A 24974-nucleotide genomic window follows, 5' to 3' on the forward strand; every position below is an offset into this window, starting at 1 on the left:
CCCTAACCCGGCTGTCTCTTTCTGACGTCCTACTAAGACGCTACCAACACCAGGGGTATGCCCGGCATTCCCCTGCCCCTCCCCTGTTCTGCTCGGTCTCCGCCCACCCGGGACGCGACCATGGCGAGCCGTGTGCCATCATCGGTATCGTCAAACCGACGATAAGGGGGGATGGCGATGGCCACCCAGACCGGTCTGCCGCTCTTCGTCCTCGGCCAGGGCGCCGATCCGCACTCCGAGCGGGGGGTGGACTGCCCGGGCGAGCTGCCGCCGGCCTCCGACCCCGGCCTGGTGGAGCGGGCGCGCAAGGCGAAGGAGGCGCTGGGCGAGCGGCTGTTCGTGCTGGGCCACCACTACCAGCGCGACGAGGTCATCCAGTTCGCCGACGTGACCGGCGACTCCTTCAAGCTGGCCCGGCTGGCGGCGGCCCGGCCGGAGGCGGAGTACATCGTCTTCTGCGGCGTGCACTTCATGGCGGAGTCGGCCGACATCCTCACCTCCGACGCCCAGAAGGTGATCCTGCCCGACCTGGCGGCCGGGTGCTCGATGGCCGACATGGCCACGTTCGACCAGGTGGAGGAGTGCTGGGAGGCGCTGGAGGACGCCGGCCTGGCCGATGACGTGATCCCCGTCACGTACATGAACTCCAGCGCCGACATCAAGGCGTTCTGCGGCCGCAACGGCGGCGCCGTGTGCACCTCCTCCAACGCGCGCCGCGCGCTGGACTGGGCGTTCGATCAGCGCGGCAAGGTGCTGTTCCTGCCCGACCAGCACCTCGGCCGCAACACGGCCGTGCTGGAGATGGGCATGTCGCTGGACGACTGCGTGGTGTGGAACCCGCACCGTCCCGGCGGGGGCCTCACCCGCGAGCAGCTCCAGCGGGCCAGGATGATCCTGTGGAAGGGCCACTGCTCGGTGCACGGCCGTTTCACGGCCGAGTCGGTCGACGACGTACGGCGGCGCGTGCCGGGCGTGAACGTGCTCGTCCACCCGGAGTGCCGGCACGAGGTGGTGCTCAAGGCCGACCACGTCGGCTCCACCGAGCACATCATCAAGACGCTGGAGCAGGCCCCGGCCGGGTCGAGCTGGGCCGTCGGCACCGAGCTCAACCTGGTCAAGCGGCTCGCCGGGATGTTCCCCGACAAGAACGTCTCATTCCTGGACCGTACGGTCTGCTACTGCTCGACCATGAACCGCATCGACCTGCCCCACCTGGTGTGGGCGCTGGAGTCGCTGTCGCTGGGCGAGGTGGTCAACCAGATCACGGTGGACGAGGACACGGCGCACTGGGCGCGCGTGGCCCTCGACCGCATGCTGGCCCTGCCCTAGTCCTCCGTCCGCCCTCCGTGGCGCGGGTCCGGCGCACCGGCGTCGGCGGCGTCGCGATCTGGATCGGGGTCGGCGGGGTCGGGGTCGGGGTCGGGGTCGGGGTCGGCGAAGGCGTAGACGACCCGCACGCCGACCGACAGCGTCTGGCGGCCGGGGCTGATCGACGAGCGCTCCTCGGCCGCCATCGCGGCGAACGGCATCGGCTGGGGGCCGCCGCGCGCGTCCTCGGTGACGGAGACGACCCGGCCGAGCGCCCGCCCGGCCAGCCTCGCGTACTGGGCGGCCTTGGCCGCGGCGTCGCGGAACGCCCGTTCGCGGGCCCGCGCGAGCGTCGCGGCCGGGTCGGACAGCTCGAAGGACACGCCGTCGAGCCGCGCCTCCTCCCCCACCCCGGCGACGGCGTCCACCACCCGGTCCGCGCGCGTCAGGTCGCGCACCACGGCCTCGACCCCCTGGGCGGCGCGGTAGCCGGACACCTTGGGGTACGCCTCGTACTCCGGACCGAGCGACAGCTCGCTCGTGCGCAGGTCATCGGCGGCGACCCCGGCCTCGCGCAGGGCGGCGTCCAGCCGCGCCGAGGCCGCTCTGACCTCGGCGAACGCCTGCGCGGCCGAGGCGCCGCGCGCCTCCACCCCCGCGCTCAGGCGCATGACGTCGGGCGCGGCCGACGCCGATCCCTCTCCGGCGACCGCGATCTGCTCGTGTTCGGTGGTCACGCGCACCCCTTCGTGGACGGGTCCGGGTCCTTCGTGTGGCGTCGGACGGATCTGGTACGGATGGGCCGTTCCGCTGCCCCATTGTGCTGGCCGTCACGCCCGCCGTCAGCCCTTGCCCGTCTCCCCCGGGCCGCGTACGGCCGCCACCAGGGGGGTCGGGTCGCGGAGCAGGGCGCGGCGGCGGACGCGGACCAGCTCCGCGCCCAGCGCCGCCGCCACCCGCCGGCCCGGCGCCCGCCGGAGGGTCGTGCTCACCACGGTGACCGGGACGGCGGGCATCGGCCGGCGGGCTCTCAGGAGACGCAGGACGGCGGCCATGTCGCGGCGCGCCAGCCATTCCGCCGCGATCGCCGCCGCCGCGTGCCCGCGCCCGGCACACCGGCACCGCCCACGCCCGCATCGGCGATGCCCACGCCCGCCGCGCCCGCGTCCTTCGCCTCCGCGCCCGCCGTTTGCACTCCCCTCGAACCCATGCCCGCCGTCCCCACTCCCCTCGGACCCATGCCCGTCGTTCCTACGCCCGCCGTCCCCACTCCCCTCGAACCCACGCCCGTCGTTCCTACGCCCGCCGTCCCCACTCCCCTCGCGCCCGGGGCCGCCGGGTCGTGGCCGGGCGGGCGGGACTGGCGGGACGGGGGTGTGGAGCCGGTCCAGGGCCGGGGCGGCCAGGCGGGCCAGGGCCGCGGCGCCCCACGTGCCGCCCAGGGCGGGCAGCCACCGGACCACCTCCCGTCCCGCCGCCGAGGTGCCGCGCGCGCCCCGCACACCGGGATCCGGGTCCACGAGCACGAGCGCGGCCACCCGCAGGGGGTGCAGCCGGGCGAACGCCTCCGCATGCCAGGCGGCCCGCCCGTGGGCGACGACGGTGACGCGCTCGGGGTGCGCGGGGGCGAGGGCGGCCAGCCGGGCCGCCTCGCCGTACAGGGTGGGCGGCACGGAGGGCGCCGCTCCCTGAGCACACGGGCCCGGCCCGCCCGGAGCGCACGCGTCCGCGCCGAGACCGGGGCGGTCGAAGCGGGTCACCCGGCGCCCGCGCGCCAATGCCCGTGTCAGCCGGTCCCAGGGCAGCCAGGCCCCTCCGGGGCCGCCGGTGAGGATCACGGCGGGCCCGGTCCCGTACCGCGCCACGCGGGACGGCGCACCGGAGGGCTCCGGCCCGGGGCGTACGAGCAGCCTGAGCGCCGCGTACACGAGCCAGCCGGCCAGGAGCGCGGCCTGGAGACGCTGCACGGCCCCCGCGCCCGCGGGAAGCCCCAGGAGGCCGTGGCCGTGCCCGAGGACGGCCTGGGCGAGTGGCGGGACCGCCGGAGTTCCGGAAGGGAGCGCGAACGGCGAGGCGAGGACGGCGGACGGCGCGAGGACGGCCGACGGGATGAGGGCGGCCGACGGGATGAGGGCGGGGCCGCCGGGGAGGAGCACGGCCATGAGCGTGACGGCGCCGGTGGAGACGGCGCCGACGAGGGCGGCGGCGCCCAGGGAGGCGCCCGCGAGGAGGGCGGCGGGCCAGGTGTGCCAGCGCAGGCTCAGCAGCACCATGGCGGCCACGCCGCACGCCTCCGACGGCAGCTGCGCCACGGCGTGGACGTGGTGGGCCAGCGAGCGCGCCCGGTGCGCGCACGACGGGTCGCTGAGCACCGCGCAGTCCAGCGGGAACACCCCTCCCACCAGCGCCAGCACGGCGAACGCGGCCAGCGCCAGCCAGCCGGCCCCCTCCCGGGCGGTACGGGGCACGAGCGCCACTCCCGCCAGGCACGCCAGGCCGGCGAGCGCGTCGGTGGCCCGGAACAGGCGCGTCCACGGCTGGTCGCGGGCGGCCAGCTCGCTCACGTAGCCGCCGGCGCCGCTCAGGGCCGGGGTGGTGAACTGCCCGGTCACCCAGGCGCTGGCGAGTACGGCGGCCACGATGAACGCAAAAGCCGCGAACACCGACAATTGTCGCTCCACGTGACGATTACATCACTAAGCGTATCGACCGCCATGAACCGCCCCCGGCGCGAGCACGGGTCCGCAGGGCCGGGCGCGGCTCAGAGACCGGGCGCGGCGGCTCAGAGGCCGGGGGCGCCCCAGACCGGGAACCAGCGGCTGAGGTCCGGCTCCAGCGGGAGCTCGGCCGCGAGCACGCCGCGCGCCTGGAGTTCGAGCGCGTTGTCGCGCCGCTGATCCGGCAGGGGCGCGAACGGGTAGAACGCGCCCCGCTTGTACAGGTACACGATCGACAGCCGCCGCCCGTCCTCCCCGGCGAGCGACACGATGGAGCACAGCAGCGACGGGCCGAACCCGGCGCCCTCCAGCGTCGAGTTGACCGCGTGCAGCTCCGTCACCAGGTCGCCCACCGCCTCCGGCGGGCGCCGCACCAGCAGCCACGTGTAGCCGTAGCCGTCGTCGGACTCCTCGACGCGGTCGCCGAGCAGCGCCTTGGCGTCGCGTTCGGCCTCCGCGAAGGCGCCGCCCTCGGCCGCGCGGAAGGCGACCGAGCCCGTCCCGGTCGCCTTGAGGCCGGTGGCCGCCTCCAGGGTCACCAGGGCGGACGGCAGCGCGAACAGCGCGTCGAGGTTCGGCCTCACCGGTTTCGAACGGCCGAGCAGCGCGTCCAGCCAGCCCACGCTCATCCCCTCCCGAGCTGGGCGGAGATCTCCGAGAGCTGCCGGAGGCGGCGTTCGAGCGGCGGGTGCGTGGAGAACAGGTTCGCCAGCGTCGCGCCGGGCGCCGCGGCCGGGGCGAAGTAGAAGGCGTTGAACGGCGCGGCCTCGCGCAGGTCGCGGGTCGGGATCCGGGCCATGTCGCCGCTGATCTTGACGAGTGCGCTGGCCAGCTCCGACGGCCGCTGCGTGAGCAGGGCTCCGGCCCGGTCCGCGGACAGCTCGCGGTAGCGCGACAGGGCCCGGGTGAGCAGGAAGCTCACCGCGTACACGATGATCGACACCAGCATGACGATCAGCCCGATCGGCAGGCCGCCCTGCCCGTCGGAGCGGCGCGAGCCCAGCCCGCTGTAGAGGGCGAAGCGGGTCATGAGACCCGCGACGAGGCCGAGGAACGAGGCGATCGTCATGACGGCCACGTCGCGGTGGGCGACGTGCGAGAGCTCGTGGGCCAGCACTCCCTCGAGCTCCCGCGCGTCCAGGCGGCGCAGGATGCCCGTCGTCACGCAGACGACGGCGTGTTTCTGGTCGCGGCCGGTGGCGAACGCGTTGGGGACGTCGGAGTCGGCGATGGCCACCCGCGGCTTGGGCATGTCGGCCATGGCGCACAACCGGTCGATCAGCCCGTGCAGTTCGGGAGCCTCCCGCGGCGACACCTCGCGCCCGCCCATCCCGTACAAGGCGATGCGGTCGGACAGGAAGTACTGCGCCAGCAGCAGGCCCCCGGCGATCAGCAGCACCGTCAGCGCCCGGACCCCCAGGGCGACGAGGGCGCCGACGAACACGACGTACAGCAGCCCGAGCAGGAACATCGTCATGACCATGCGACTGGTCAGGCCGCGGTCGGGCGCGAACCGCGTGCGCACGGCTCAGCCCGGGATGAGGCCCTGGTCGCCCAGCATCTCCCGGACCTCCTCGATCGAGGCGTCCGCGGGGGGAAGGATCAGCTCTGACGGCTCAAGGCTGTCGTCGGGCAGCGCCTTGCCCACGTGGCGCACCTTGTCGAGGAGCGCGTGGAGCTTGACGCGGAAGGCGGCCTCGTCGCCGGACTCGATCGCCGACTCCAGCTCGCCGTCCAGCTCGTTCAGCACGGCGATGTCGTCGGACGAGATCTCGACCTGGCCCTCGCCCATGATCCTGACGATCATGCGCCCTCCCCCGGCTGACGGAACTGCTGCGTGTGCTGCTGGGGCTGGGCCTGCTGCTGCGGGTGGGGCTGCGCCTGCTGCTGCGGGCCGCCCTGCTCGATCGCGCTCTGCGGCGCGGGGCCCTGGCCGAGCTCGGCCTTCATGCGGGCGAGCTCCAGCTCGACGTCCATGCCGCCGCCCATGCGGTCGAGCTCGGCCTGGATGTCGTCGCCGCGGGTGCCGCTGAAGTCGTCGAGCGCGCCGCTGGCCAGCAGCTCGTCGATGGCGCCGGCGCGGGCCTGCATCTGGGCCGTCTTGTCCTCGGCCCGCTGGATCGCCAGGCCGACGTCGCCCATCTCCTCGGAGATGCCGGAGAACGCCTCGTTGATGCGCGTCTGCGCCTCGGCGGCGGTGTAGGTCGCCTTGATGGTCTCCTTCTTCGTGCGGAAGGAGTCGACCTTGGCCTGCAGCCGCTGGGAGGCCAGCGTGAGCTTCTCCTCCTCGGCCTGCAGGTTGTCGTGCTGCACCTTCAGGTCGGCCATCTGGGTCTGCAGGCCGGCCCGGCGCTCCAGCGCGGTGCGGGCGAGGTCCTCGCGGCCGACGGACAGCGCCTTGCGGCCCTGCTCCTCATAACGCCTGGCCTGCTGCTCCAGGCCGTTGATCTGCAGCTCGACCCGCTTGCGGGAGGTGGCGACGTCGGCCACGCCCCTGCGCACCTTCTGCAGCAGCTCCAGCTGCCGCTGGTAGGAGTAGTCGAGGGTCTCGCGTGGATCCTCCATCTTGTCCAGGGCCTTGTTGGCCTTGGACTTGAAGATCATCGAAAGTCTCTTCATCACGCTCATGCGCGTCGGCCGTCCCCTTCTTAGGTCGTGCTGGTGGTCACCCAGTGCAGCGCAGCCGCCCTGGGATTACCCTACGCATAACGCACGAGGGCGTCACTAAGTTGCAGTCCAGGTAGGGTTGACGTCGTGTTGCGACGCCGTTCCCAAACCTCCGTGGACGACACTCCCGTCCCCGCTGACGATCCTAAGCCTCAGGGCAAGGGTCGTCCCACACCCAAGCGCCGAGACGCCGAAGGCAGGCGGCGCCAGCCGGTCAGCGCTCCGAAGGACCGCAAGGAGGCCTACCGGCAGATGCGGGCCAAGCAGGCCGCGGAGCGCGATCGGGCCCGCAAGGGCATGCTCGCGGGAGACGAACGCTACCTCCCGGCGCGCGACAAGGGCCCGGCCCGCAAGTTCGCCCGCGACTGGGTCGACTCGCGACGGCTGCCCAGCCAGTACTTCCTGCCGTTCTCGCTGCTGATCCTGCTGGCGACGTGGATCCCGTGGCCGATCCAGGTGCGCGGCCTGATCCTCGGCTACGTCATCACGATCGGCTGGCCGATCATGATGATCGGCGTCGTGGCCACCTCGCTCTACGTGGCCTGGAAGGTCAAGAAGCTGGGCGCGGAGAAGCTGCCGAACGAGAGCATGCGCGGCGTCGGCTTCTACGCGGCGATGCGCGCCCTGCAGATCCGCAAGCTGCGCTTCCCGCCGCCCACGGTGGCGCCGGGCGGCAAGCCGGTCGCCCCCAGGAAGTAGCGGAGCCGGTCGCCCCCAGGAAGTAGCGGAGCCGGTCGCGCCCAGGAGGCAGTGAGCCGGTCGCGCCAGGTAGCAGGCCGCGAACGGCGGCCTCAGGCGCGGATGCTCCAGGTGAGCACCCCGTCGGCGACGCGTGGCCGCCACTGCCCCACCCGGCCCCGCTCCAGGCCGTCGGCCGTGGCCCTCAGCAGCCCGTAATACGACCTGACCCGCAGGCCGCCGGGCCGGGTCGAGCGGTACTCGTCGCCGACCTCGACGACGGATCCGGCGTCCTCGCCGGAGACGAGCAGCACACCCTCCACCTGGCCCCCGACCGGGATGAGCCGGTCGTCCCAGTCCTCTCCCGGCACGATCCCGCCGCCGTCGCGGCAGTACTCCCGCCACAGGGCGCGGATCTCCCGGACGCCGAACAGCCGCTCGCCGAGCAGCCCGAAGTGTGCCGCCCCGTCGTGGCGCAGCAGGGAGGCGCGCAGGGCGTCGGGGAACTCCACGCCCATGCGCGCCTCGGCGAGCGCGATCCGCCTGGGCCCGGCCGGGGCGCCGAGCGTGGCGTACGTCCGCGGCGCGTTCCGCTTGAGCCACCGTTCGATGCGCCGCCACTGGTGGGTGACGGCCCGCCGTACGCGGGGATCGACCGGCCGTACCAGCGCCGGACGCGCGGCAGGACGGCAGACCAGGTCCGAGGGCGCCAGGAGCTCGGGGCTCGGGCTCGGGGACGCGCCGACCGGTGTCGTGGGCGGCGCGGTGGCCAGGGGTGACGTGCCGGCCGGTGACGGCGTGTCCGCCGGTGAGGAGGCGGCCAGCATCGAGGGCGTGGGCATCGGCGACGGCGTGGGCGCCGGTGGGGCGGCGGGCGTCAGGAACGCGGCGGCCACCAGCAGCACGACCGCCACGACCGCCCCGCTGGTGAGCAGGAGCGGCGTGATCCCCCCGGAACGCCGGGGCCGCCCGCTCCCGGCCGGCGCCGCCCCGGTGTGGCCAGGCGCCTGACCAGGGTGTTCCTGGCGCGACCGGCGGCGCAGCCGGACGGCGATCGCGGTCAGGATCGCCGCGGTCAGCGCCGTCCGTACGAGCTTCAGCACGTCGCGCACCCTATCCCGAATCAGGTCACATCACGTGACCGCCTAGGGTCGGAGGCATGGAATTCCGTCACCTCGGCCGCAGCGGTCTCAAGGTCAGCGAGATCAGCTACGGCAACTGGCTCACCCATGGCTCCCAGGTCGAGGAAGAGGCCGCCAAGCAGTGCGTGCAGGCCGCCCTCGACGAGGGGGTCACCACGTTCGACACCGCCGACGTGTACGCCGGCACCAAGGCCGAGGAGGTCCTCGGCCGGGCGCTGAAGGGCGTGCGCCGCGAGTCGCTGGAGATCTTCACCAAGGTGTACTGGCCCACCGGACCGGGCCAGAACGACCGGGGCCTGTCCCGCAAGCACATCACCGAGTCGATCCACGGGTCCCTGCGCCGCCTGCAGACCGACTACGTCGACCTCTACCAGGCGCACCGCTTCGACCACGAGACGCCGCTCGAGGAGACCCTGAAGACGTTCGACGACCTCGTACGGCAGGGCAAGGTCCTCTACGTCGGCGTCAGCGAGTGGAACGCCGAGCAGATCGCCCAGGCGCTGAAGATCGCCGACGAGATGGGCTTCGACCGGATCGTGTCCAACCAGCCGCAGTACTCCATGCTGTGGCGGGTCATCGAGGGCGAGGTCGTGCCGCTGTGCGAGCGCGAGGGCATCGGCCAGATCGTCTGGTCGCCGATCGCGCAGGGCGTGCTCACCGGCAAGTACCTGCCCGGGCAGCAGCCGCCGGAGGGCTCCCGCGCCACCGACCCGAGCGGCAGCGGCATGATCGCCCGGTTCATGAACGACGACGTGCTCTCCCGCGTCCAGGAGCTCAAGCCGATCGCCGCCGACCTCGGGCTCAGCATGGCGCAGCTCGCCGTCGCGTGGGTGCTGCAGAACCCGAACGTGTCCAGCGCGATCATCGGCGCCTCCCGGCCCGAGCAGGTGCGCGACAACGTCAAGGCGGCGGGCGTCAAGCTCGACGCCGAGGTGCTCAAGCGGATCGACGACGTCCTCGGCTCCGTGGTGGAGCGCGACCCGGGCAAGACCGTCAGCCCCGCCAAGCGCCCCTGACCGGCGGGCCGGGGTCCTCTCGCGCAGGAGAGGGCCCGGTCCCCGCTGCCCCGAGGCCAGCGCTGTGCTCGCGGTCCTCGCAGGAGGAGACCCCTTGAGCCCGTGGCCGCGGCTCAAGGGGTCTCGCTCGTCAGCAGGGCTTCCGTGGCCGGTCAGGAGGCCCGGGACCGACCGGTCGTCCGCCGTCCGTCATCCGTCATCGCGTCACTTCGTCATCGCGTCGTTCCGTCGTTCCGTCGTTCCGTCACGGAGATGCCGGCCGTCACTCGGCGCGCAACGACAGGCCCTGGTACTCGACACGGTCCTCGTCGAGCAGGGCGACCTGCTCGACACCGGATTCAAGCAGGTCACGCCAGTTCTCGCCGAGCCAGGACTCCGCGTCGGCCTGGCTGGGGAAAACCTCTCGCGGCAACGGGCGGTCTGTCACCTCACCGCCATGCGCGTTCTCGTAACGCCACCGCCATGTCATGCATACGCTCCTTTTCCGCGGGTTCGCCGGCGCACCCTCCGGCGGCACTGGCACCCTACTCCCGCGCCCCGTCACGGGGCCTCACGCCGCACACACCACCCTCACACCCCCGCGCTCGCGGCTCGGGCGTTCCAGGCGCCGACACGCGAACGCCGTCCCGTGAGACGGCGGCCGAGGAGGCGGCATGGCACGCGCCCCAGGGACCAGGTCACGCCGGCGGGGCGCAGGCGGGGGCGTCCTCGATGTGCCGAGCGCGCTCGCTCGGCGCGGTGAAGGGTGCCGGGCGCGTACGCTCGGCGCGGTGAAGGTCTTTCTCCCTGGTACGGCGGGAGGCTCGGGCTGGCCGGAGCCGGGCTGCCGGTGCGCCTCCTGCCGCCGCCTGCCCGCCGGACGGCGCCGGCCGTTCGAGATGGTGGTGGACGGCGTCGCGCGGCTGCCGTTCCTCGCCCCGCCGCCCGGGTACCGCGCCTTCGCGGGCGGCCACGGGCTGGAGGGCCCCGACGGCACGCGCGTCCTGTACGTCCCGCCCGGCCCGTACCCGGACGGCGTGGAAGGGCGCTGCGACCTGCTCCTCATCGACCTGCTCGACCGGCCAGAACGGCTCGGCCTGCTGCGGCGTGACGGGGTCGCCGACCGGGACACCCTCGTGGTGGCGGTCGGTCTCGACCATCGGGCGCGGTCGGAGGAGGAGCTGGCCCGGCGGCTGTCCCTGTGGGGTGCGCACGCCGTACCGGACGGCACGACCCTCGACACGACCTCCGCCGAGGCGCTCCTCCTCGCCGGGCGGCCGCCCGGGGAAGGGCCCTGGAGGGAGCTGGTGCTGGGCGGGTCGCGTTCGGGGAAGTCGGCCGAGGCGGAGACCCGGCTGGCCGGCGAGCCGTACGTCACCTATGTCGCCACGGGACCCGGCGGCGAGGGGGACGCCGAGTGGGCGGCCCGGATCCGCGCGCACCGGGAGCGCAGGCCCGCGCACTGGGCGACGCTGGAGACGACCGACCTCGCCCGGGTCGTCCGGGACGCCGCCACGTCGCTGCTGGTGGACGGGCTCGGCACGTGGCTGGCGGCGGTGTTCGACGAACACGGCGCCTGGGAGGGCGACCGGGCTGCGGTGTGGCGGCGGTGCGACGAGCTCGTGGCCGCCTGGCGCGGCGCGGGGCGGCGGATCGTGGCGGTGTCGGACGAGGTGGGCATGGGCGTGGTGCCGGCCACGCCGAGCGGGCGGGCCTTCAGGGACGCCCTGGGCCGCCTCAACGAGCGCCTGGCGGCCGAGTCGGAGGACGTCGCCCTCGTGGTGGCCGGCCGCGTCCTGGCACTGCCCTGACGTTCCCGCTGCCTCCCGCAGACGGTTCTCACTCGCAGCGGAGCGAGCGGTGCCGGGCGCGCCTCGGAGGGCGCACGCGGTCAGACGAGGGCTGACCCCTGCGGGGCGACAGGGCGGGCGGCCGGGTTCAGCGGGTGGGGTCAGGTACCGGTGATGGTCAGGGGCGGATGGCGCGGGCGTACCAGCGGCCGTCGAGGCGGTCGACGTGGAGGGCGCGGCCGAAGCACTCGGACAGATGACCGGGCGTGAGCACCTCGGAGACCGGTCCCGCCGCCAGGAGGCGGGCGTCGCGCATGAGCATGGCGTGCGTGGTGGTCGCGGGGATCTCCTCCAGGTGGTGCGTCACCGTGATCGTGGTGAGCACCGGCCGCGTGGCCGCCAGGTCCTCGACGGCCGTGATCAGGTCCTCGCGGGCGGGCAGGTCGAGTCCGGCGAACGGCTCGTCCAGCAGCAGCACCGCCGGGTCGGACATGAGCGACCTGGCCACCCGGACGCGGGCCCGCTCGCCCTGGGAGCACACCCGGAACGGCCGGTCGGCCAGGTCCTTGCAGCCGAGGTCGGCCAGCAGGCGCAGCGCGCGGTCGCGCTCGGCGTCGCCGTACTTGTCCCACAGCGGGGCGCTCGTCCCGGTGTGGCCGGTGAGCACCACGGTGAGCGCGGTCGCCCCCTCCTCCTCCAGGAGATCCTCGTCGACGAGGCGCTGGCTGGCCGCGACCAGGCCGATGTGGCGGCGCAGGGAGCGCAGATCGACCCGGCCGAGGCGGTGGCCGAGCACGCTCACCACGCCCTCGGTCGGATGCCGCACGGCGGCGGCCAGCGACAGCAGTGTCGTCTTCCCCGCCCCGTTGGGGCCGAGGATCGCCCAGTGCTCGCCGTACTCCACCCGCCAGTCGACGCCGCTCAGCAGCGTCTTGCCGACGACCCGGACCGCTACGCCTTCGAGTTGAACCACGTGCATCCGCTCACCCTAACGGCCGTACCATCGACCGTTATGCGGCTTCGCGGGGGATCTCCCGGCTCGTCCCCGGCCGGTGCGGGCCGGACGGACGGGCTGCGGCTGGCCGTGGGCCTGCTGACGATCTTCCCGGTACGCGTCGGCCGGGTGGATCGGCGTACCGCGGGCGCGGCCATGGGCCTGGCGCCGGTGGTCGGGCTGGTGCTGGGGCTGGTGGCGTGCCTGCCGCTCCTGCTGCCGGGGCCGCCGCTGCTGGGGGCCGCGCTGGCCGTGGGGGCGCTGGCCGTGCTGACGCGCGGGCTGCACCTGGACGGGCTGGCGGACCTGGCCGACGGGCTCGGCAGCGGCAAGCCCGCCGATCAGGCGCTCGACATCATGAAAAAGTCGGACATCGGGCCGTTCGGGGTGATGACGTTGGTCATCACGTTGCTCGTCCAGATCGCCGCGCTGGCCGCGGCCGGGCCGTACGCGCTGGTGACCGCCTGCGTGACGGGGCGGCTCGCGCTCGTGTGGGCCTGCCGGTCCGGGGTGCCCGCCGCGCGGCCCGGCGGGCTCGGGGCGACGGTCGCCGGCACGGTACGGCCGGCGACCGCCTGGCTGGTGACCGCGGCGGCGCTGGTCGTCGCCACGCCCGCGCTCGTCGTCGCGCCCGTGGCCATGGCGGCGGGGCTCGGGGCGGCGCTGCTGCTCCTGCGCCGGGCCAGGCGGCGGCTCGGCGGCGTCACCGGGGACGTCCTCGGCGCGCTGGTGGAGACGGCGACCACCGCCGCCCTGGTGGTCTGGGCCGTGAGCGGCTGAGCCGCGCCGGGCCCGGTGCCGTGCGCCATGGCGGCCGAGGGAGGCACGCGTCATGGCGGGCTGCGAGGAGCGCCGGTGTCAGCCCGCGGAGGGGGTCCCGGCGGGATCCGGCTGAGGCACGGGGAAGTACGGGGGCCGCGGCGCCCGTACCGGGAAGAAGCGGAGCAGCACCACCGCCGTCACGGCCAGCACCGCCCACCCGGCCAGCCCCGTGAACCCGGCCACGACCGGGTCGGGCGGCGCGTCCGCGTCGCCGAGTAGCAGGACGACGCCCGTCACCGCGTTCACCGAGCCGTGGGCCGCCACGGCGGGCCACACGCTGCCCGAGCGCAGCCGCAGCCACCCGAACACCACCCCGGCCAGCACGCAGAACCCCACGAAGTACAGGGCTGCCCAGGGGCCGAGGCGGGCGTAGTTGTAGCCGAGCAGCGTGAGCGGGGCGTGCCAGAGCCCCCAGACGACACCGGACAGCGCCAGCCCGGCGACCGTGCCGTGCGCGGCCACGAGCCGGGGCGCCAGCCAGCCGCGCCAGCCCCACTCCTCGCCCAGCGACGGGACCGCGTTGAGCAGCGGGCCGGCCAGCGTCGCGATCAGGATCTGGACGACCACGACCGTGGACAGCCCGCCCGGCACCTGCGCGCCCTGCGCCCGCAGCCCCTGCTGGAACAGGCTGAACCGGGTCAGGTCCAGCGAGACCAGCCCGAAGGCGGCGCTCAGCGCGATCGACGCCGCGACCAGCAGGGGCACGCCGAACCAGACGAGCAGCACCAGCAGGAGGGTGCGGCCGGGCCGCTCCCCCAGCGTCAGCCCGGTCTCCCGGGCGAACCGGCGGAACGGCGGCCGTCCCGGCGCCGCCCCCGCGCCCGCGTCCGCACCGGAGCCCGCGGCCGAGCCCGTACCGACCCGCGCACCCGCGTCCGTGCCGGAGCCCGCGGCGCGGCCCGTCAGCAGCCACACCGCCAGCACGCCCACGCTGGGCGTGAACATCATCACCATCCCCCACACCTGCGTCATGGGCGAGGTGAGGCCGCCCGCCAGCCACAGGGGCAGCGCCGCCACCCAGGCCAGCCCGAACGCCACGACCAGGAACACCGGCAGGGGCCTCATGCGCCCACCCGCTCCGCGAGCAGGGCGTTGATCAGGGACGCGGCGCGCTCGGCGTCGTCGACGCTGATCGCGAGGCGCCCGCCCGAGCGGTAGCCGACCACGAGGCACTCCCCGCCCCGCAGCATGATGGTGGCGTCGCCCGGCAGGCCGCGGAAGCCCCACCCGCCGACCTCGACGGGGCTGCGCGTCTCGGCCCACGCCCGCTGGACGCGGTCCAGGCGGATCCTGCGCACCGGCCAGCCGAACGGCCCGAACCCGATCGCGAGCCCCTCCTCGGTGACCCGGGCCGTGAGCGACGAGGTGAACAGGCCGGCGGCCAGCACGATCACCAGCCCCGGCAGCACCTCGGCCGCGGTGCCGTCCCCGACCAGCCCGAGCGCCCACAGCAGGCCGAGCAGGCCCAGCCCCGTCCCCGCCGCGGCGGTCACCGCGGACAGCCACCGGTTGCCGGCGCGGCCGACCCACACGGCGCGCTGCCCCGGCCGCAGCAGCAGCTCCGGAGGCGCGCAGGCCGCGTCGCCGGGCCCGTCCGGACCGCCGCGGCGCAGGCGGGCGGCCGACACCGCCGCCGCCACGGCCGCGGCGAGCACCGCGGCCGCCTGCCAGGCGGGCAGACGCGCCTCGGTCCAGGAGGGGGCGTCCAGGTTCGCCAGCAGGGTGGTGGCGCCCATGCCGAGGAACAGCGCCGAGGAGCCCACCAGGGCGCCCCACCACCCGGCGCGGGCGCCGCGGCGCCCCGACACGGCCGGGACCATCACGAGGAGCGTCACCCAGACGGCGGCCCAGAGCGCCACGTCCATCGTCGCGGACGCCGCCAGCGGCATCGACCGGTCAGGGCCCAGGCCGAGGTCCCAGTGGACGGCGATCGGGTCGGGCAGCCGGTGGCGCAGGAGGAGCGGTCCCGCGGCGAGGGCGACCGAGACCGTGAGGCCCCACAGCGCGGCGGTCCGGCGCGAGGGGGGTGTGAGGGCCGGGGTGTTCGTGCCGGGGTTCATGGCAGCTCCTTCAGGATGGTGATGAGGTCCTCTCGGCGGTAGCCGTGCCTCTGGGCGTCCTCCAGCAGCTCGCGGGCCCGCTGCACGAGCAGGGCGCGGCCTTCCGCGGCGCCGGCGACGCTGACGCCCCGCCCCCGCCGGAACTCCAGCAGCCCCTCGTCGCGCAGGTCGCGCAGGGCGCGCAGCACCGTGTTGGTGTTGATGCCGAGCGCCTGTGCCAGCTCGCGGGCCGGCGGCAGCCGGTCGCCGGCCGCGTACGAGCCCTCGCCGATGGCCCGGCGGACGGCCGCCGCCACCTGTTCGTGCAGGGGACGTGTGTCGTTGAGATCGAGCGTGAGCAACATGGTGCCAATAACACTAGCACCATTCCTTCAACCGGTCATTGGTAGGATGAACCCCTGTTTGTGACTACCTCGGAACCCTCGATAGAGTCGGTTTACGTGACCACTGTGCGGCTGAACTCAGCAGATCCAGTCTCTTTCGACACCGACGCGCTGATCGTCGGGTTCCGGTCCGGCCCCGAGGCCCCCCTCCCCGTCACGGGCGCAGAGGCGCTCGACGCCGCCTTCGGGGGCAAGCTCGCCGCCTCCCTCACCGCCGCCGGGTTCGCCGGCAAGCCGGGCGAGGTCGCCAAGGTGCCCACCTTCGGCGCCATCACCGCCCCGCTGCTGGTCGCGGTGGGTCTGGGCGACAAGAGCGACGCAGAGACCCTGCGCCGCGCCGCCGGCGCCGCCGCCCGCTCCCTCGCTGGCACCGCCCGCGCCGCGATCGCGCTGCCCGCCGAGTCCGCCGCCGACGCCGAGGCCGTCGCCCTGGGCGCCCTGCTCGGCGCGTACGGCTTCAGCCGCTACCGCACCGGCGGCGACGCCAAGGAGCCCGTGGCCGAGCTGGAGGTGCTGTCCCCGCTCGGCGGCGAGGAGGCCGCCGGGATCGCCGGGCGGGCCACCGCGCTCGCCGAGTCGGTGTCGCTGGTACGCGACCTGGTCAACACCCCGCCCTCCGACCTGTGGCCGGCCAAGTTCGCCGAGATCGCCGAGCAGGCCGCCGCCGAGGCCGGCCTGTCGGTCGAGGTGCTCGACGAGAAGCAGCTCAAGGACGGCGGCTACGGCGGCCTCATCGGCGTCGGCCAGGGCTCGGCCAACCCGCCCCGGCTCGTCCGCCTGTCCTACACCCACCCCGAGGCCGCCAAGACGCTGGCCTTCGTCGGCAAGGGCATCACCTTCGACTCCGGCGGCCTGTCGCTCAAGCCGTCCGCGTCGATGGACTGGATGAAGTCCGACATGGGAGGCGCGGCCGCCGTCTTCGGCGCCCTGCTCGGCATCGCCCGCCTGGGCGTCCCCGTCAACGCCGTCGGCTACCTCTGCCTGGCCGAGAACCTCCCGAGCGGCACCGCGCAGCGCCCCTCCGACGTCATCCACAGCTACAGCGGCAAGACCGTCGAGGTGCTCGACACCGACGCCGAGGGCCGCCTGGTGCTCATGGACGGCATCGCCCGCGCCGCCGAGGACTCCCCCGACCTGATCGTCGACGTGGCCACCCTCACCGGCGCGCAGATCGTCGCGCTGGGCTGGCGCACCGCCGGCGTCATGGCCAACGACGACGCCGTCAGGGAGCTCGTCGTCGAGGCCGCGACGGCCGCCGGCGAGGGCGCGTGGGGCATGCCGCTGCCCGAGGAGCTGCGCAAGGGCCTCGACTCGCCGATCGCCGACCTCGCCAACCTCCACCCCGAGCGCTGGGGCGGCATGCTGACCGCGGCCATCTTCCTCAAGGAGTTCGTGCCCGACGGCGTGCGCTGGGCGCACATCGACATGGCCGGCCCCGCCTTCAACAAGGGCGAGCCGTACGGCTACGTCCCCAAGGGCGGCACGGGCGCCATCACCCGCACCCTGATCGGACTCGCCGAGCGGCACGCGAGCATCTGAAACAAATGAAAAGATGACGGCATCACGAACACCCCGACAAGGAGCCTTCCTGTGGCCTACGACATCGTCGTCCTAGGTGGCGGCAGCGGCGGCTATGCCTGCGCGCTGAGGGCTGCCGAGCTGGGCAAGTCCGTCGCCCTGATCGAGAAGGACAAGATCGGCGGCACCTGCCTCCACCGGGGATGCATCCCCACCAAGGCTCTGCTGCACTCCGCCGAGGTCGCCGACGAGACCCGCGAGAGCGAGACGTTCGGCGTCAAGGCGCGCTTCGACGGCATCGACGTCCCCGGCGTCCACGCGTTCAAGGACAAGATCGTCAACCGCGCCTGGAAGGGCGTGCAGGGCCTGCTCAAGGCCGCGGGCGTGACGATCGTCGAGGGCGAGGGCCGCCTCGTCGGGGAGCGGGCGATCCAGGTCGGTTCCGAGGTGTACGAGGGGGCCAGCGTCGTGCTCGCCACCGGCTCCGCCCCCAAGTCACTGCCCGGTCTGGAGATCGACGGCGAGCGGATCATCACCAGCGAGCACGTGCTGACCATGGACCACGTCCCCGCGTCCGTGGTGGTGCTGGGCGGCGGCGTGATCGGCGTCGAGCTGGCCAGCGTCTACCGCTCGTTCGGCGCCGAGGTGACGATCGTCGAGGCGCTGCCCCACCTGCTGCCCACCGAGGAGGAGTCCAGCTCCAAGCTGCTGGAGCGGGCCTTCCGCCGCCGCGGCATCAAGTACGAGCTCGGCGTCTTCTTCGACAGCGCCAAGACCACCGACACGGGCGTCGTGGTCACCCTGGCCAACGGCAAGACGCTCGACGCCGAGGTGCTGCTCGTCGCGGTCGGCCGGGGCGCGGTGTCGTCCGGCATGGGCTTCGAGGAGGCCGGCATCGCGATCGAGCGCGGGGCCGTCGTGGTCGACGAGCACTGCCGCACCTCGGTCCCCGGCGTCTACGCGATCGGCGACCTCATCCCCACCCTGCAGCTGGCGCACGCCGGCTTCGCCGAGGGCATCATGGTCGCCGAGCACATCGCCGGGCTCAACCCGCCGCCCATCGACTACGCCGGTGTCCCCCGCATCACCTACTCCGACCCCGAGGTCGCCTCGGTCGGCATCACGTCCGCGCAGGCCGCCGAGCGCGGCATGGAGATCGTGGAGCAGGTCTACGACCTCGCGGGCAACCCGAAGAGCCAGATTCTCGGCACCGCGGGAGCGGTCAAGGTCATCGCCCAGAAGGACGGGCCCGTCGTCGGCGTCCACATGGTGGGCCGCCGCATCGGCGAGCTCGTGACCGAGGGTCAGCTGATCTACAACTGGGAGGCGCTGCCCGCAGAGGTCGCCCAGCTCATCCACGCACACCCGACCCAGTCCGAGGCCATGGGTGAGGCGATGCTGGCACTGGCCGGCAAGCCGCTGCACGTTCACAACTAGTCCAGCCCTCATCAGAACGCGAGAGAAGATAACGATGCCGGTCTCCGTACAGATGCCCCAGCTCGGCGAGAGCGTCACCGAGGGCACGGTCACCCGTTGGCTGAAGAAGGAGGGCGAGCGCGTCGAGGCCGACGAGCCGCTCCTCGAGGTGTCGACCGACAAGGTCGACACCGAGATCCCGTCGCCGTCCGCGGGTGTCATCACCAAGATCGTCGTTGCGGAGGACGAGACCGTCGAGGTCGGCGCCGAGCTGGCCATCATCGACGAGAACGGCCAGGCGGGCGGCGCCGCGCCCGCGCAGGAGGAGGCCCCGGCCCCCGCCGCGCAGCCGGAGCCGGAGCCCGCCCCGGCCTCGTCGATCCCGCAGCCCGCGCCGGCCCAGCAGGCCCCGCCGCAGCCGGCCCCGGCTCCGGCTCCGCAGGCCCAGCAGGCTCCGCCGGCTCCGGCTCCGGCCCCGGCCCCGGCCCCGGCGCCCGCCCCGGCCCCGGCTCCGCAGGCGCAGGCCCCGGCCGAGCCGGCCGCCGCGCCGTCCGGGGGCGAGAGCCCCTACGTGACGCCGCTGGTGCGCAAGCTCGCCAACGAGCACGGCGTCGACCTGGAGTCGGTCACCGGCACCGGTGTCGGCGGCCGCATCCGCAAGCAGGACGTGCTGGAGGCCGCCAAGGCGCAGCGCGAGCAGGCCGCCCCGGCCGCGGCCCAGCCGGCCGCCGCCGCTCCGGCGCCCGCGGCGCAGGCCCCGGCGGCGGCGCCGATCAGCGCGGCTCCCGAGCCGGTCGAGGTCGACACCACGCTGCGCGGCCGCACCGAGAAGATGTCGCGCCTGCGGCAGACCATGTCCAAGCGGCTGGTCGAGTCGCTGCAGACGGCGGCCCAGCTCACCACGGTCGTCGAGGTCGACGTCACGAAGATCGCGCGGCTGCGCGACCAGGCCAAGGCGGAGTTCCTGCGCCGCGAGGGCGTCAAGCTGTCGTTCATGCCGTTCTTCGAGATGGCCGCGATCGAGGCGCTCAAGCAGCACCCGAAGCTCAACGCGACGATCAACAACGAGACCATGGAGGTCACGTACTTCGACGTCGAGCACCTGGGCATCGCGGTCGACACCGAGCGCGGCCTGATCGCCGCGGTCATCAAGAACGCCGGTGACCTCAACCTCGCCGGGCTGGCCCGCAAGACGGCCGACCTGGCCGAGCGCACCCGCGCCAACAAGGTGACGCCCGACGAGATCACCGGCGGCACGTTCACGCTGACCAACACCGGCAGCCGCGGCGCCCTGTTCGACACGCCGATCCTCAACCAGCCGCAGGTCGGCATGCTGGGCACCGGCGCCGTCGTCAAGCGTCCCGTGGTCGTCGACACGCCGGAGGGCGAGGTCATCGCGGTCCGCTCGATGGTGTACCTGGCGCTGACGTACGACCACCGCCTGGTCGACGGCGCCGACGCGGCGCGCTTCCTCACCACGGTCAAGCGCCGTCTCGAGGAGGGGCGTTTCGAGGCGCAGCTGGGTCTCGCCTGATTTTCCGACAGTGGCCCGGACGGATTCTCTCCGTCCGGGCCGCTTCTTGTTTCTGGGGTCACGGCACAGCCGAGCCGGCCGCCACCCGCCGCACGGGGCCGAGGGCCTCCAGGGAGACGGCCTCTGACCGGATGATGGCGGAGCGCCCACCCCAGAAGGCGGCCGCCCCCGCGATCCCGGGCGACCACAGGGCCCCCGCCGCCGACCCGCCCTCCCACACCCCCGGAAGACGACCGCCCTCACGGACCGGTACACGGCCGCGCTCGGAAGCCCGGCATGGGCCGGCAAGGGGCGGTGTGGTGTCGGCGTGCCCGGGGGCGATTCGCGATGGTGCGGCGTAGGCTGGGCCGGTGATGATCATCGTGACCGGGGCGTCCGGGCTGCTGGGGAGTGCGCTGGCGGAGGCGCTGCGCGGGCGTGGGGACCGGGTGGTCGCGCTGGTGCGCCGCCCGCCCCGGGGGCCCGACGAGAGGTTCTGGGACCCCGTGGAAGGCGTGCTGGAGCCCACCGCCCTGCAGGACGCCACCGCGGTGGTCCACCTGGCCGGGGCGCCCGTCGGCGACCGGCGCTGGAGCCCCGCCTACAAGCGCGAGCTGATCCGCAGCCGCGTCCTCGGCACCCGGACCCTCGTACGCGCCCTGGGAGAGCTGTCAGGGCCTCCTGAGGCCCTGCTGTCGGCGTCCGGGGTGGACTTCTACGGCGACACGGGCGACCGGCCGATCGACGAGAGCGCGGGCCAGGGCGAGGGGTTCCTGGCGGAGCTGTGCGGCCGGTGGGAGAAGGAGGCCCGGCAGGCCGAGGCGCTCGGGATGCGGACGGCGCAGTTGCGTACCAGCATCGCGCTGAGCCGGCGCGGCGGCGCGCTCGGCCGGATGCTGCCGATCTTCAAGGCGGGGCTGGGGGCGCCGCTCGGCTCGGGCCGGCAGTACTGGTCGTGGATCTCCGAGCCGGACTGGGTGGGCGCGGTGCTGCACGTGCTGGACCGTCCGGAGGTGTCGGGCCCGGTCAACCTGGGCTCGCCCGAGCCGGTCACCAACGAGGAGTTCACCCGCACGCTGGGCAAGGCGCTGCGCAAGGGCACGGTGCCGATGCCGGTGCCGGCGTTCGCGCTGAGCCTGGGGCTCGGCGAGTTCGCGAAGGAGGCGCTGCTGCCCAGCCATCGGCTGGTGCCCCGCAAGCTGGAGGACACCGGGTACCGCTTCGCCCATACCCGTCTCGACGAGGCGCTGCGCGCCGTACTCTAAGGTGCTGTTCGTCCCTCACCAGCGGATCGGCGCGGGCGGCCGGCGCCGGAGGATCGGCGCGGCCGGGCCCGGAGCCGCCGGGCGAGGGGCCGTCGAACGCGTGAACCGGATCGGGGAGGCACCGGCATGAGCAGGTCAGGGCAGTCGCACATCCTTGCCATCGGCGGTGGGTCGTTCGTGCCCACCGAGCGTCACGGCTTCCTGCAGGCGAGCCCCCTGCTGCGCTACGCCCTGGACCTGACCGGCCAGGACCGGCCACGCCTCGGGCTGCTGGCCACCGCGACGGGCGACGACTCCGACTGGCTGCTGAAGATGTACGGCGCGTTCGCGGGGTGGGACGTCGAGGTCAGCCACCTGACCGTCTTCCCGATGCCCAACGTCGCCGACCCGCGCGCGTGGATCCTGGAGCAGGACGTGATCTACGTCAGCGGCGGCAGCGTGGCCAACCTGATGGCGCTGTGGCGCCTGCACAGCCTGGACGAGGCGTTCGCGGAGGCGTGGCGGGCCGGGGTGGTGCTGTCCGGGCAGAGCGCGGGCGCGCTGTGCTGGCACGTCGGCGGCAACACCGACTCCTTCGGTCCCGAGCTGCGGGTGTGGGCCGACGGCCTGGGCCTGCTCCCCTACTCGTGCGGGGTCCACTACGACTCCGACCCGCAGCGGCGCACGCTGCTGCAGCGCTCGGTGGCCGACGGCGAGCTGCCCGCGGGCTACGCCGCCGACGAGGGCGTGGGGCTGCACTACGTGGGCACCGAGTTCATCCAGGCGGTCAGCACGCGGCCGGACGGCTACGCCTACCGGGTGGAGCACGACGGCGACGGCGGCGTGAAGGAGTTCAGGATCGAGCCGCGCCTGCTGACCTCCTGAATTACCCTTCAAGGGTGACGGAACGGCACAATGGACCCATGCGCCCCAGGCACGGGGTCGATGATCCCCTCGCACTCGCCATCGTCCGCCTCGGTGTCGACGTCCCCTTCGAGCAGGCTTGGGCGCTCCAGCGCCGGGTGCACGGCAAACGGGTCGCCGGCGAGCTGACCGACACGGTGCTCCTGCTGGAGCACGCGCCCGTCTACACCGCCGGCCGCCGCGCCGCGCCGCACGAACGCCCGGCCGACGGCACACCCGTCGTGGACGTCGACCGGGGCGGGCGCGTCACCTGGCACGGCCCGGGCCAGCTCGTCGCGTACCCGATCGTGGCCGTCAGCGACGTGACGACGTACATCTGCCGGCTCGAGGAGGCGATGATCCAGATCTGCGCCGACTTCGGGGTGATCGCCCGCCGCGCGAGCGGGCGGGCCGGCGTGTGGGTGCCGGGCGATCCCGGGCTCGGACTGCCGGACCGGCAGATCGGCGCGGTCGGCATCCGGGTCACGCGCGGCGTCACGATGCACGGGTTCGCGCTCAACTGCGCCAACGACCCCCGCTGGTTCGACCGGATCGTGCCGTGCGGCGTCCCCGGCGTGGGGGTCACGTCGCTGTCGGCGGAGACGGGGCGGCGGATCGTGGTGGACGAGGTCCTGCCGATCGCCGAGAAGCGGCTGGCGGAGTCCCTGGGCATGCAGCCGTTCGACCTGCACGAAGAGGACCTTCTGCGGAGATAGCCCCCGGCGAGCGGGAAAAGGGGGTCGCCGGGGACGGGACGGGCGTCTACGCTCGGGCCGTGAAGCGGTCGATCACTCTCGTCCTCGCGCTCCTCGTCCATCTGCTCACGCTCGCCTTCGTCGCGGGCGGCGTGTGGATGGCCGCCGTCAACGACGCCGACATGATCCTCGGCTGGCTGGTGGGTGGGCTGCTGGTGGCGATCGGCGTCATGCTGCGGCCCCGGCTGGGCGGGCGGCTGCCGTCCGACGCCGAGATCCTGGACCGCGAGGCCGCCGGGGAGCTGTACGCCGCCGCCGAGCGCGTGGCCGACCGGGCCGGCGTGCCGCGTCCGCGGGCCGTGGCGGTGCGCGACCTCGACCCGCTCTCCCGCTACCTGCGGGTCGGCCCGCTGCGCAGGCCCGTGCTCGTGGTGGGGCTGCCGCTGTGGCTGGCCCTGTCGCCCCGGCAGCGGGCGGCGGCGCTGGCCCTGGCGTACGCGGAGGCCCCCACGGTCGAGGAGCTGGTCGTGGACGGCGCGCTGGCGACGCTGGCCGAGTGGCGCGGGGCGCTCCTGGGCGCCGCCCCGTCGAAGACGCGGGAGGAGGCGCAGACGAAGGTGTTCGCCTCCTCGCTCGGCGGCATGGACCACCCGGGCACCGGGTACGAGGCGGCCGGGCTGATCGGCCGGGTCATCGGCCGGGTGGTGGGCGCGCCGGTGCTGCTGGCCGAGCACGGGCTGGCCCGGCTGGCCCGCTCGGACGCCGAGCGGGTCGCGCGGCGCAAGGAGGAGCTGGCCCGGCGGGTCGTGCCGGCGGCCGAGCTGGCGGAGGTGCGGGCGATGCTGGCCGGCGGGCGCTACCTCGCGCCGATGCAGGCCGCGGCGCTGCGCGGGGAGAGCGTGCCGGCCATCCGGCAGGAGGCGCTGGGGCGGGCGTCGTCGCCGTCCTCGGACTCCGGTTCGGAGCTGCTGGGCGCGGCCGAGTCGCACCGGATCGACGACGAGCTGCTGCGGCACTACACGCGCGCGATCCGCGGGTTCGGCCTGATCAGCTAGGGCGGCCCCGCCCCGTCGCCACCCTCGCATGAGCCAGGTCCGGACGAGACGTAAGCTGGGCTGGTGACCGTTGCTCCTGAAGGCCGAAAGCTCCTCCGCCTGGAGGTGCGCAACGCCGAGACCCCTATCGAGCGCAAGCCCCCGTGGATCAAGACCAAGCTGAGGACGGGCCCCGAATACACCGAGCTGAAATCGCTCGTGCGCCGGGAGGGCCTGCACACGGTCTGCGAAGAGGCGGGCTGCCCCAACATCTACGAGTGCTGGGAGGACCGCGAGGCGACGTTCCTCATCGGCGGCGACCAGTGCACGCGCCGCTGCGACTTCTGCCAGATCGACACGGGCAAGCCCAAGGAGTACGACCGGGACGAGCCGCGCCGCGTGGCCGAGTCGGTCCAGCAGATGGGCCTGCGCTACGCCACCGTGACCGGCGTGGCCCGTGACGACCTGCCCGACGGCGGCGCCTGGCTGTACGCCGAGACCGCGCGGCAGATCCACTCCCTGCTGCCCGGCTGCGGCGTCGAGCTGCTCGTGCCCGACTTCAACGGCAACCGTGAGCAGCTGGAGGAGGTCTTCTCCAGCAAGCCCGAGGTGTTCGCGCACAACGTCGAGACGGTGCCGCGCATCTTCAAGCGCATCCGGCCGGCGTTCCGCTACGAGCGCTCCCTGGCGGTGATCACCATGGCGCGCGAGGCGGGCCTGGTGACCAAGTCCAACCTGATCCTGGGCATGGGCGAGACGCGCGAGGAGGTCGTCGAGGCCATGCGCGACCTGCACGCGGCCGGCACCGACCTGCTCACCATCACGCAGTACCTCCGCCCGACGCCCCGCCACCACCCGGTGGAGCGGTGGGTCAAGCCGGAGGAGTTCGTGGAGCTGCAGGCCGAGGCCGAGGCGATCGGCTTCGCCGGCGTGCTGTCCGGGCCGCTGGTGCGCTCGTCGTACCGCGCGGGCCGGCTCTACCAGCAGGCGATCGCCGCCCGGCAGAGCGCCTGACCCGCGGTCGTCCCTCCCGGGGGACGCCTGACGCGGTCGCCCCTCCCGGGGGCGCCCGGTGTCCTCGCGGCGTCCCCTCCG

The 24974-nt window shown here is 74.1% G+C and carries 25 protein-coding genes; 13 read left to right on the forward strand and 12 right to left on the reverse strand.

All coding sequences use genetic code 11. The features are described from left to right. Nucleotides 1-171: 171 nt before the first annotated feature. Nucleotides 172-1329, forward strand: coding sequence for a quinolinate synthase NadA (gene nadA, locus HT134_RS07825; protein ID WP_175599481.1), 1158 nt, complete (start codon nt 172-174; stop codon nt 1327-1329). Here nadA and HT134_RS07830 read toward each other — a convergent pair. The 6 genes from HT134_RS07830 to HT134_RS07855 all read right to left on the reverse strand — a co-directional run bounded on the left by HT134_RS07830 (nt 1326) and on the right by HT134_RS07855 (nt 6653). Continuing rightward, complete coding sequence (locus HT134_RS07830; RefSeq protein ID WP_312888029.1) at nt 1326-2045, reverse strand: SIMPL domain-containing protein; 720 nt, start codon at nt 2043-2045, stop codon at nt 1326-1328. The two genes, nadA and HT134_RS07830, sit on opposite strands and share 4 nt — an antisense overlap. A gap of 105 nt (nt 2046-2150) precedes the next feature. Beyond that, nucleotides 2151-3989, reverse strand: coding sequence for a DUF998 domain-containing protein (locus HT134_RS07835; RefSeq protein WP_175599482.1), 1839 nt, complete (start codon nt 3987-3989; stop codon nt 2151-2153). A gap of 101 nt (nt 3990-4090) precedes the next feature. After that, the gene (gene pspAB / locus HT134_RS07840; RefSeq protein WP_175599483.1) at nt 4091-4648 is read right to left on the reverse strand and encodes a PspA-associated protein PspAB; all 558 of its coding nucleotides are present in this window, start codon (nt 4646-4648) and stop codon (nt 4091-4093) included. A gap of 2 nt (nt 4649-4650) precedes the next feature. Further along, complete coding sequence (gene htpX / locus HT134_RS07845; RefSeq protein ID WP_175599484.1) at nt 4651-5550, reverse strand: zinc metalloprotease HtpX; 900 nt, start codon at nt 5548-5550, stop codon at nt 4651-4653. Nucleotides 5551-5553: 3 nt separating this feature from the next. Then, entirely contained in the window at nt 5554-5832 is a 279-nt protein-coding gene (gene pspAA / locus HT134_RS07850; protein WP_175599485.1) for a PspA-associated protein PspAA, read from the reverse strand. Beyond that, nucleotides 5829-6653, reverse strand: a complete 825-nt coding sequence (locus HT134_RS07855; RefSeq protein WP_217707236.1) for a PspA/IM30 family protein — start codon at nt 6651-6653, stop codon at nt 5829-5831. Before HT134_RS07855 ends, pspAA begins: the two co-directional genes overlap by 4 nt. Nucleotides 6654-6806: 153 nt before the next feature. Between HT134_RS07855 and HT134_RS07860 the strand changes: the two genes are divergently transcribed. Continuing rightward, nucleotides 6807-7391, forward strand: coding sequence for a DUF3043 domain-containing protein (locus tag HT134_RS07860; RefSeq protein WP_312888030.1), 585 nt, complete (start codon nt 6807-6809; stop codon nt 7389-7391). A 92-nt stretch (nt 7392-7483) separates the two neighbouring features. Here HT134_RS07860 and HT134_RS07865 read toward each other — a convergent pair whose 3' ends face one another. Beyond that, nucleotides 7484-8473: an SMI1/KNR4 family protein gene (locus HT134_RS07865; protein ID WP_175599486.1), complete on the reverse strand. Its 990-nt coding sequence runs from the start codon at nt 8471-8473 to the stop codon at nt 7484-7486. Between the two features lie 56 nt (nt 8474-8529). Between HT134_RS07865 and HT134_RS07870 the strand changes: the two genes are divergently transcribed. Then, the gene (locus HT134_RS07870; protein ID WP_175599487.1) at nt 8530-9528 is read left to right on the forward strand and encodes an aldo/keto reductase family protein; all 999 of its coding nucleotides are present in this window, start codon (nt 8530-8532) and stop codon (nt 9526-9528) included. Nucleotides 9529-9790: 262 nt separating this feature from the next. Here HT134_RS07870 and HT134_RS07875 read toward each other — a convergent pair whose 3' ends face one another. Next, the gene (locus tag HT134_RS07875; RefSeq protein ID WP_175588881.1) at nt 9791-9997 is read right to left on the reverse strand and encodes a hypothetical protein; all 207 of its coding nucleotides are present in this window, start codon (nt 9995-9997) and stop codon (nt 9791-9793) included. Nucleotides 9998-10298: 301 nt separating this feature from the next. Here HT134_RS07875 and HT134_RS07880 point away from each other — a divergent pair, with 301 nt between their 5' ends. Next, nucleotides 10299-11318, forward strand: a complete 1020-nt coding sequence (locus tag HT134_RS07880; protein WP_312888031.1) for a bifunctional adenosylcobinamide kinase/adenosylcobinamide-phosphate guanylyltransferase — start codon at nt 10299-10301, stop codon at nt 11316-11318. 157 nt (nt 11319-11475) lie between these two features. Here the strand turns inward: HT134_RS07880 and HT134_RS07885 are convergent, their stop codons facing one another. Then, nucleotides 11476-12276: an ABC transporter ATP-binding protein gene (locus HT134_RS07885; RefSeq protein WP_175599489.1), complete on the reverse strand. Its 801-nt coding sequence runs from the start codon at nt 12274-12276 to the stop codon at nt 11476-11478. A gap of 33 nt (nt 12277-12309) precedes the next feature. Between HT134_RS07885 and HT134_RS07890 the strand changes: the two genes are divergently transcribed. Further along, nucleotides 12310-13071, forward strand: coding sequence for an adenosylcobinamide-GDP ribazoletransferase (locus HT134_RS07890; protein WP_175599490.1), 762 nt, complete (start codon nt 12310-12312; stop codon nt 13069-13071). Between the two features lie 78 nt (nt 13072-13149). Here the strand turns inward: HT134_RS07890 and HT134_RS07895 are convergent, their stop codons facing one another. From HT134_RS07895 to HT134_RS07905, 3 genes are read right to left on the reverse strand one after another with little or no spacing between them, the layout of a single operon-like run. Continuing rightward, on the reverse strand, nt 13150-14178 hold the full coding sequence (locus tag HT134_RS07895) for a CPBP family intramembrane glutamic endopeptidase (RefSeq protein ID WP_175599491.1): 1029 nt from the start codon (nt 14176-14178) through the stop codon (nt 13150-13152). Beyond that, nucleotides 14175-15173 (reverse strand): SdpI family protein, encoded by a 999-nt coding sequence (locus HT134_RS07900; protein ID WP_175599492.1) that lies wholly within the window; start codon nt 15171-15173, stop codon nt 14175-14177. The genes HT134_RS07895 and HT134_RS07900 overlap by 4 nt, the downstream gene beginning before the upstream one ends. After that, the gene (locus HT134_RS07905; RefSeq protein ID WP_175599493.1) at nt 15170-15517 is read right to left on the reverse strand and encodes a GntR family transcriptional regulator; all 348 of its coding nucleotides are present in this window, start codon (nt 15515-15517) and stop codon (nt 15170-15172) included. Before HT134_RS07905 ends, HT134_RS07900 begins: the two co-directional genes overlap by 4 nt. A 96-nt stretch (nt 15518-15613) precedes the next feature. Between HT134_RS07905 and HT134_RS07910 the strand changes: the two genes are divergently transcribed. From HT134_RS07910 to lipA, 8 genes are all read left to right on the forward strand, one after another. Next, nucleotides 15614-17095, forward strand: coding sequence for a leucyl aminopeptidase (locus tag HT134_RS07910; protein WP_175599494.1), 1482 nt, complete (start codon nt 15614-15616; stop codon nt 17093-17095). Between the two features lie 51 nt (nt 17096-17146). Beyond that, nucleotides 17147-18511: a dihydrolipoyl dehydrogenase gene (gene lpdA / locus HT134_RS07915; RefSeq protein ID WP_175599495.1), complete on the forward strand. Its 1365-nt coding sequence runs from the start codon at nt 17147-17149 to the stop codon at nt 18509-18511. Nucleotides 18512-18545: 34 nt separating this feature from the next. After that, complete coding sequence (sucB, locus tag HT134_RS07920; protein WP_175599496.1) at nt 18546-20024, forward strand: 2-oxoglutarate dehydrogenase, E2 component, dihydrolipoamide succinyltransferase; 1479 nt, start codon at nt 18546-18548, stop codon at nt 20022-20024. Nucleotides 20025-20377: 353 nt separating this feature from the next. Then, nucleotides 20378-21268, forward strand: coding sequence for a TIGR01777 family oxidoreductase (locus tag HT134_RS07925; RefSeq protein WP_175600215.1), 891 nt, complete (start codon nt 20378-20380; stop codon nt 21266-21268). A 126-nt stretch (nt 21269-21394) separates the two neighbouring features. Beyond that, on the forward strand, nt 21395-22132 hold the full coding sequence (locus tag HT134_RS07930) for a Type 1 glutamine amidotransferase-like domain-containing protein (RefSeq protein WP_175599497.1): 738 nt from the start codon (nt 21395-21397) through the stop codon (nt 22130-22132). A gap of 38 nt (nt 22133-22170) precedes the next feature. Next, nucleotides 22171-22866 carry a lipoyl(octanoyl) transferase LipB gene (gene lipB / locus HT134_RS07935; protein WP_175599498.1) on the forward strand — a complete coding sequence of 232 codons (696 nt, stop codon included), beginning with the start codon at nt 22171-22173 and terminating at the stop codon, nt 22864-22866. A 59-nt stretch (nt 22867-22925) separates the two neighbouring features. Beyond that, nucleotides 22926-23900: a M48 family metalloprotease gene (locus tag HT134_RS07940; protein WP_175599499.1), complete on the forward strand. Its 975-nt coding sequence runs from the start codon at nt 22926-22928 to the stop codon at nt 23898-23900. 63 nt (nt 23901-23963) lie between these two features. Continuing rightward, nucleotides 23964-24893 carry a lipoyl synthase gene (gene lipA / locus HT134_RS07945; protein ID WP_175599500.1) on the forward strand — a complete coding sequence of 310 codons (930 nt, stop codon included), beginning with the start codon at nt 23964-23966 and terminating at the stop codon, nt 24891-24893. The last annotated feature ends 81 nt before the right edge of the window (nt 24894-24974 follow it).

Origin of the sequence: Nonomuraea rhodomycinica, assembly GCF_013363995.1 — a bacterium.
Classification (GTDB): domain Bacteria; phylum Actinomycetota; class Actinomycetes; order Streptosporangiales; family Streptosporangiaceae; genus Nonomuraea; species Nonomuraea rhodomycinica.

What these genes read in the sequence shown, in the direction of transcription:
- HT134_RS07895 (WP_175599491.1), bottom strand. Translation starts at nt 14,178, where the DNA reads ATGAGGCCCCTGCCGGTGTTCCTGGTCGTGGCGTTCGGGCTGGCCTGG.
- HT134_RS07855 (WP_217707236.1), bottom strand. Translation starts at nt 6,653, where the DNA reads ATGAGCGTGATGAAGAGACTTTCGATGATCTTCAAGTCCAAGGCCAAC.
- lipB (WP_175599498.1), top strand. Translation starts at nt 22,171, where the DNA reads ATGCGCCCCAGGCACGGGGTCGATGATCCCCTCGCACTCGCCATCGTC.
- sucB (WP_175599496.1), top strand. Translation starts at nt 18,546, where the DNA reads ATGCCGGTCTCCGTACAGATGCCCCAGCTCGGCGAGAGCGTCACCGAG.
- HT134_RS07885 (WP_175599489.1), bottom strand. Translation starts at nt 12,276, where the DNA reads ATGCACGTGGTTCAACTCGAAGGCGTAGCGGTCCGGGTCGTCGGCAAG.
- HT134_RS07930 (WP_175599497.1), top strand. Translation starts at nt 21,395, where the DNA reads ATGAGCAGGTCAGGGCAGTCGCACATCCTTGCCATCGGCGGTGGGTCG.
- pspAA (WP_175599485.1), bottom strand. Translation starts at nt 5,832, where the DNA reads ATGATCGTCAGGATCATGGGCGAGGGCCAGGTCGAGATCTCGTCCGAC.
- HT134_RS07870 (WP_175599487.1), top strand. Translation starts at nt 8,530, where the DNA reads ATGGAATTCCGTCACCTCGGCCGCAGCGGTCTCAAGGTCAGCGAGATC.
- nadA (WP_175599481.1), top strand. Translation starts at nt 172, where the DNA reads ATGGCGATGGCCACCCAGACCGGTCTGCCGCTCTTCGTCCTCGGCCAG.
- HT134_RS07925 (WP_175600215.1), top strand. Translation starts at nt 20,378, where the DNA reads ATGATCATCGTGACCGGGGCGTCCGGGCTGCTGGGGAGTGCGCTGGCG.
- HT134_RS07900 (WP_175599492.1), bottom strand. Translation starts at nt 15,173, where the DNA reads ATGAACCCCGGCACGAACACCCCGGCCCTCACACCCCCCTCGCGCCGG.
- HT134_RS07905 (WP_175599493.1), bottom strand. Translation starts at nt 15,517, where the DNA reads ATGTTGCTCACGCTCGATCTCAACGACACACGTCCCCTGCACGAACAG.
- HT134_RS07875 (WP_175588881.1), bottom strand. Translation starts at nt 9,997, where the DNA reads ATGACATGGCGGTGGCGTTACGAGAACGCGCATGGCGGTGAGGTGACA.
- HT134_RS07890 (WP_175599490.1), top strand. Translation starts at nt 12,310, where the DNA reads ATGCGGCTTCGCGGGGGATCTCCCGGCTCGTCCCCGGCCGGTGCGGGC.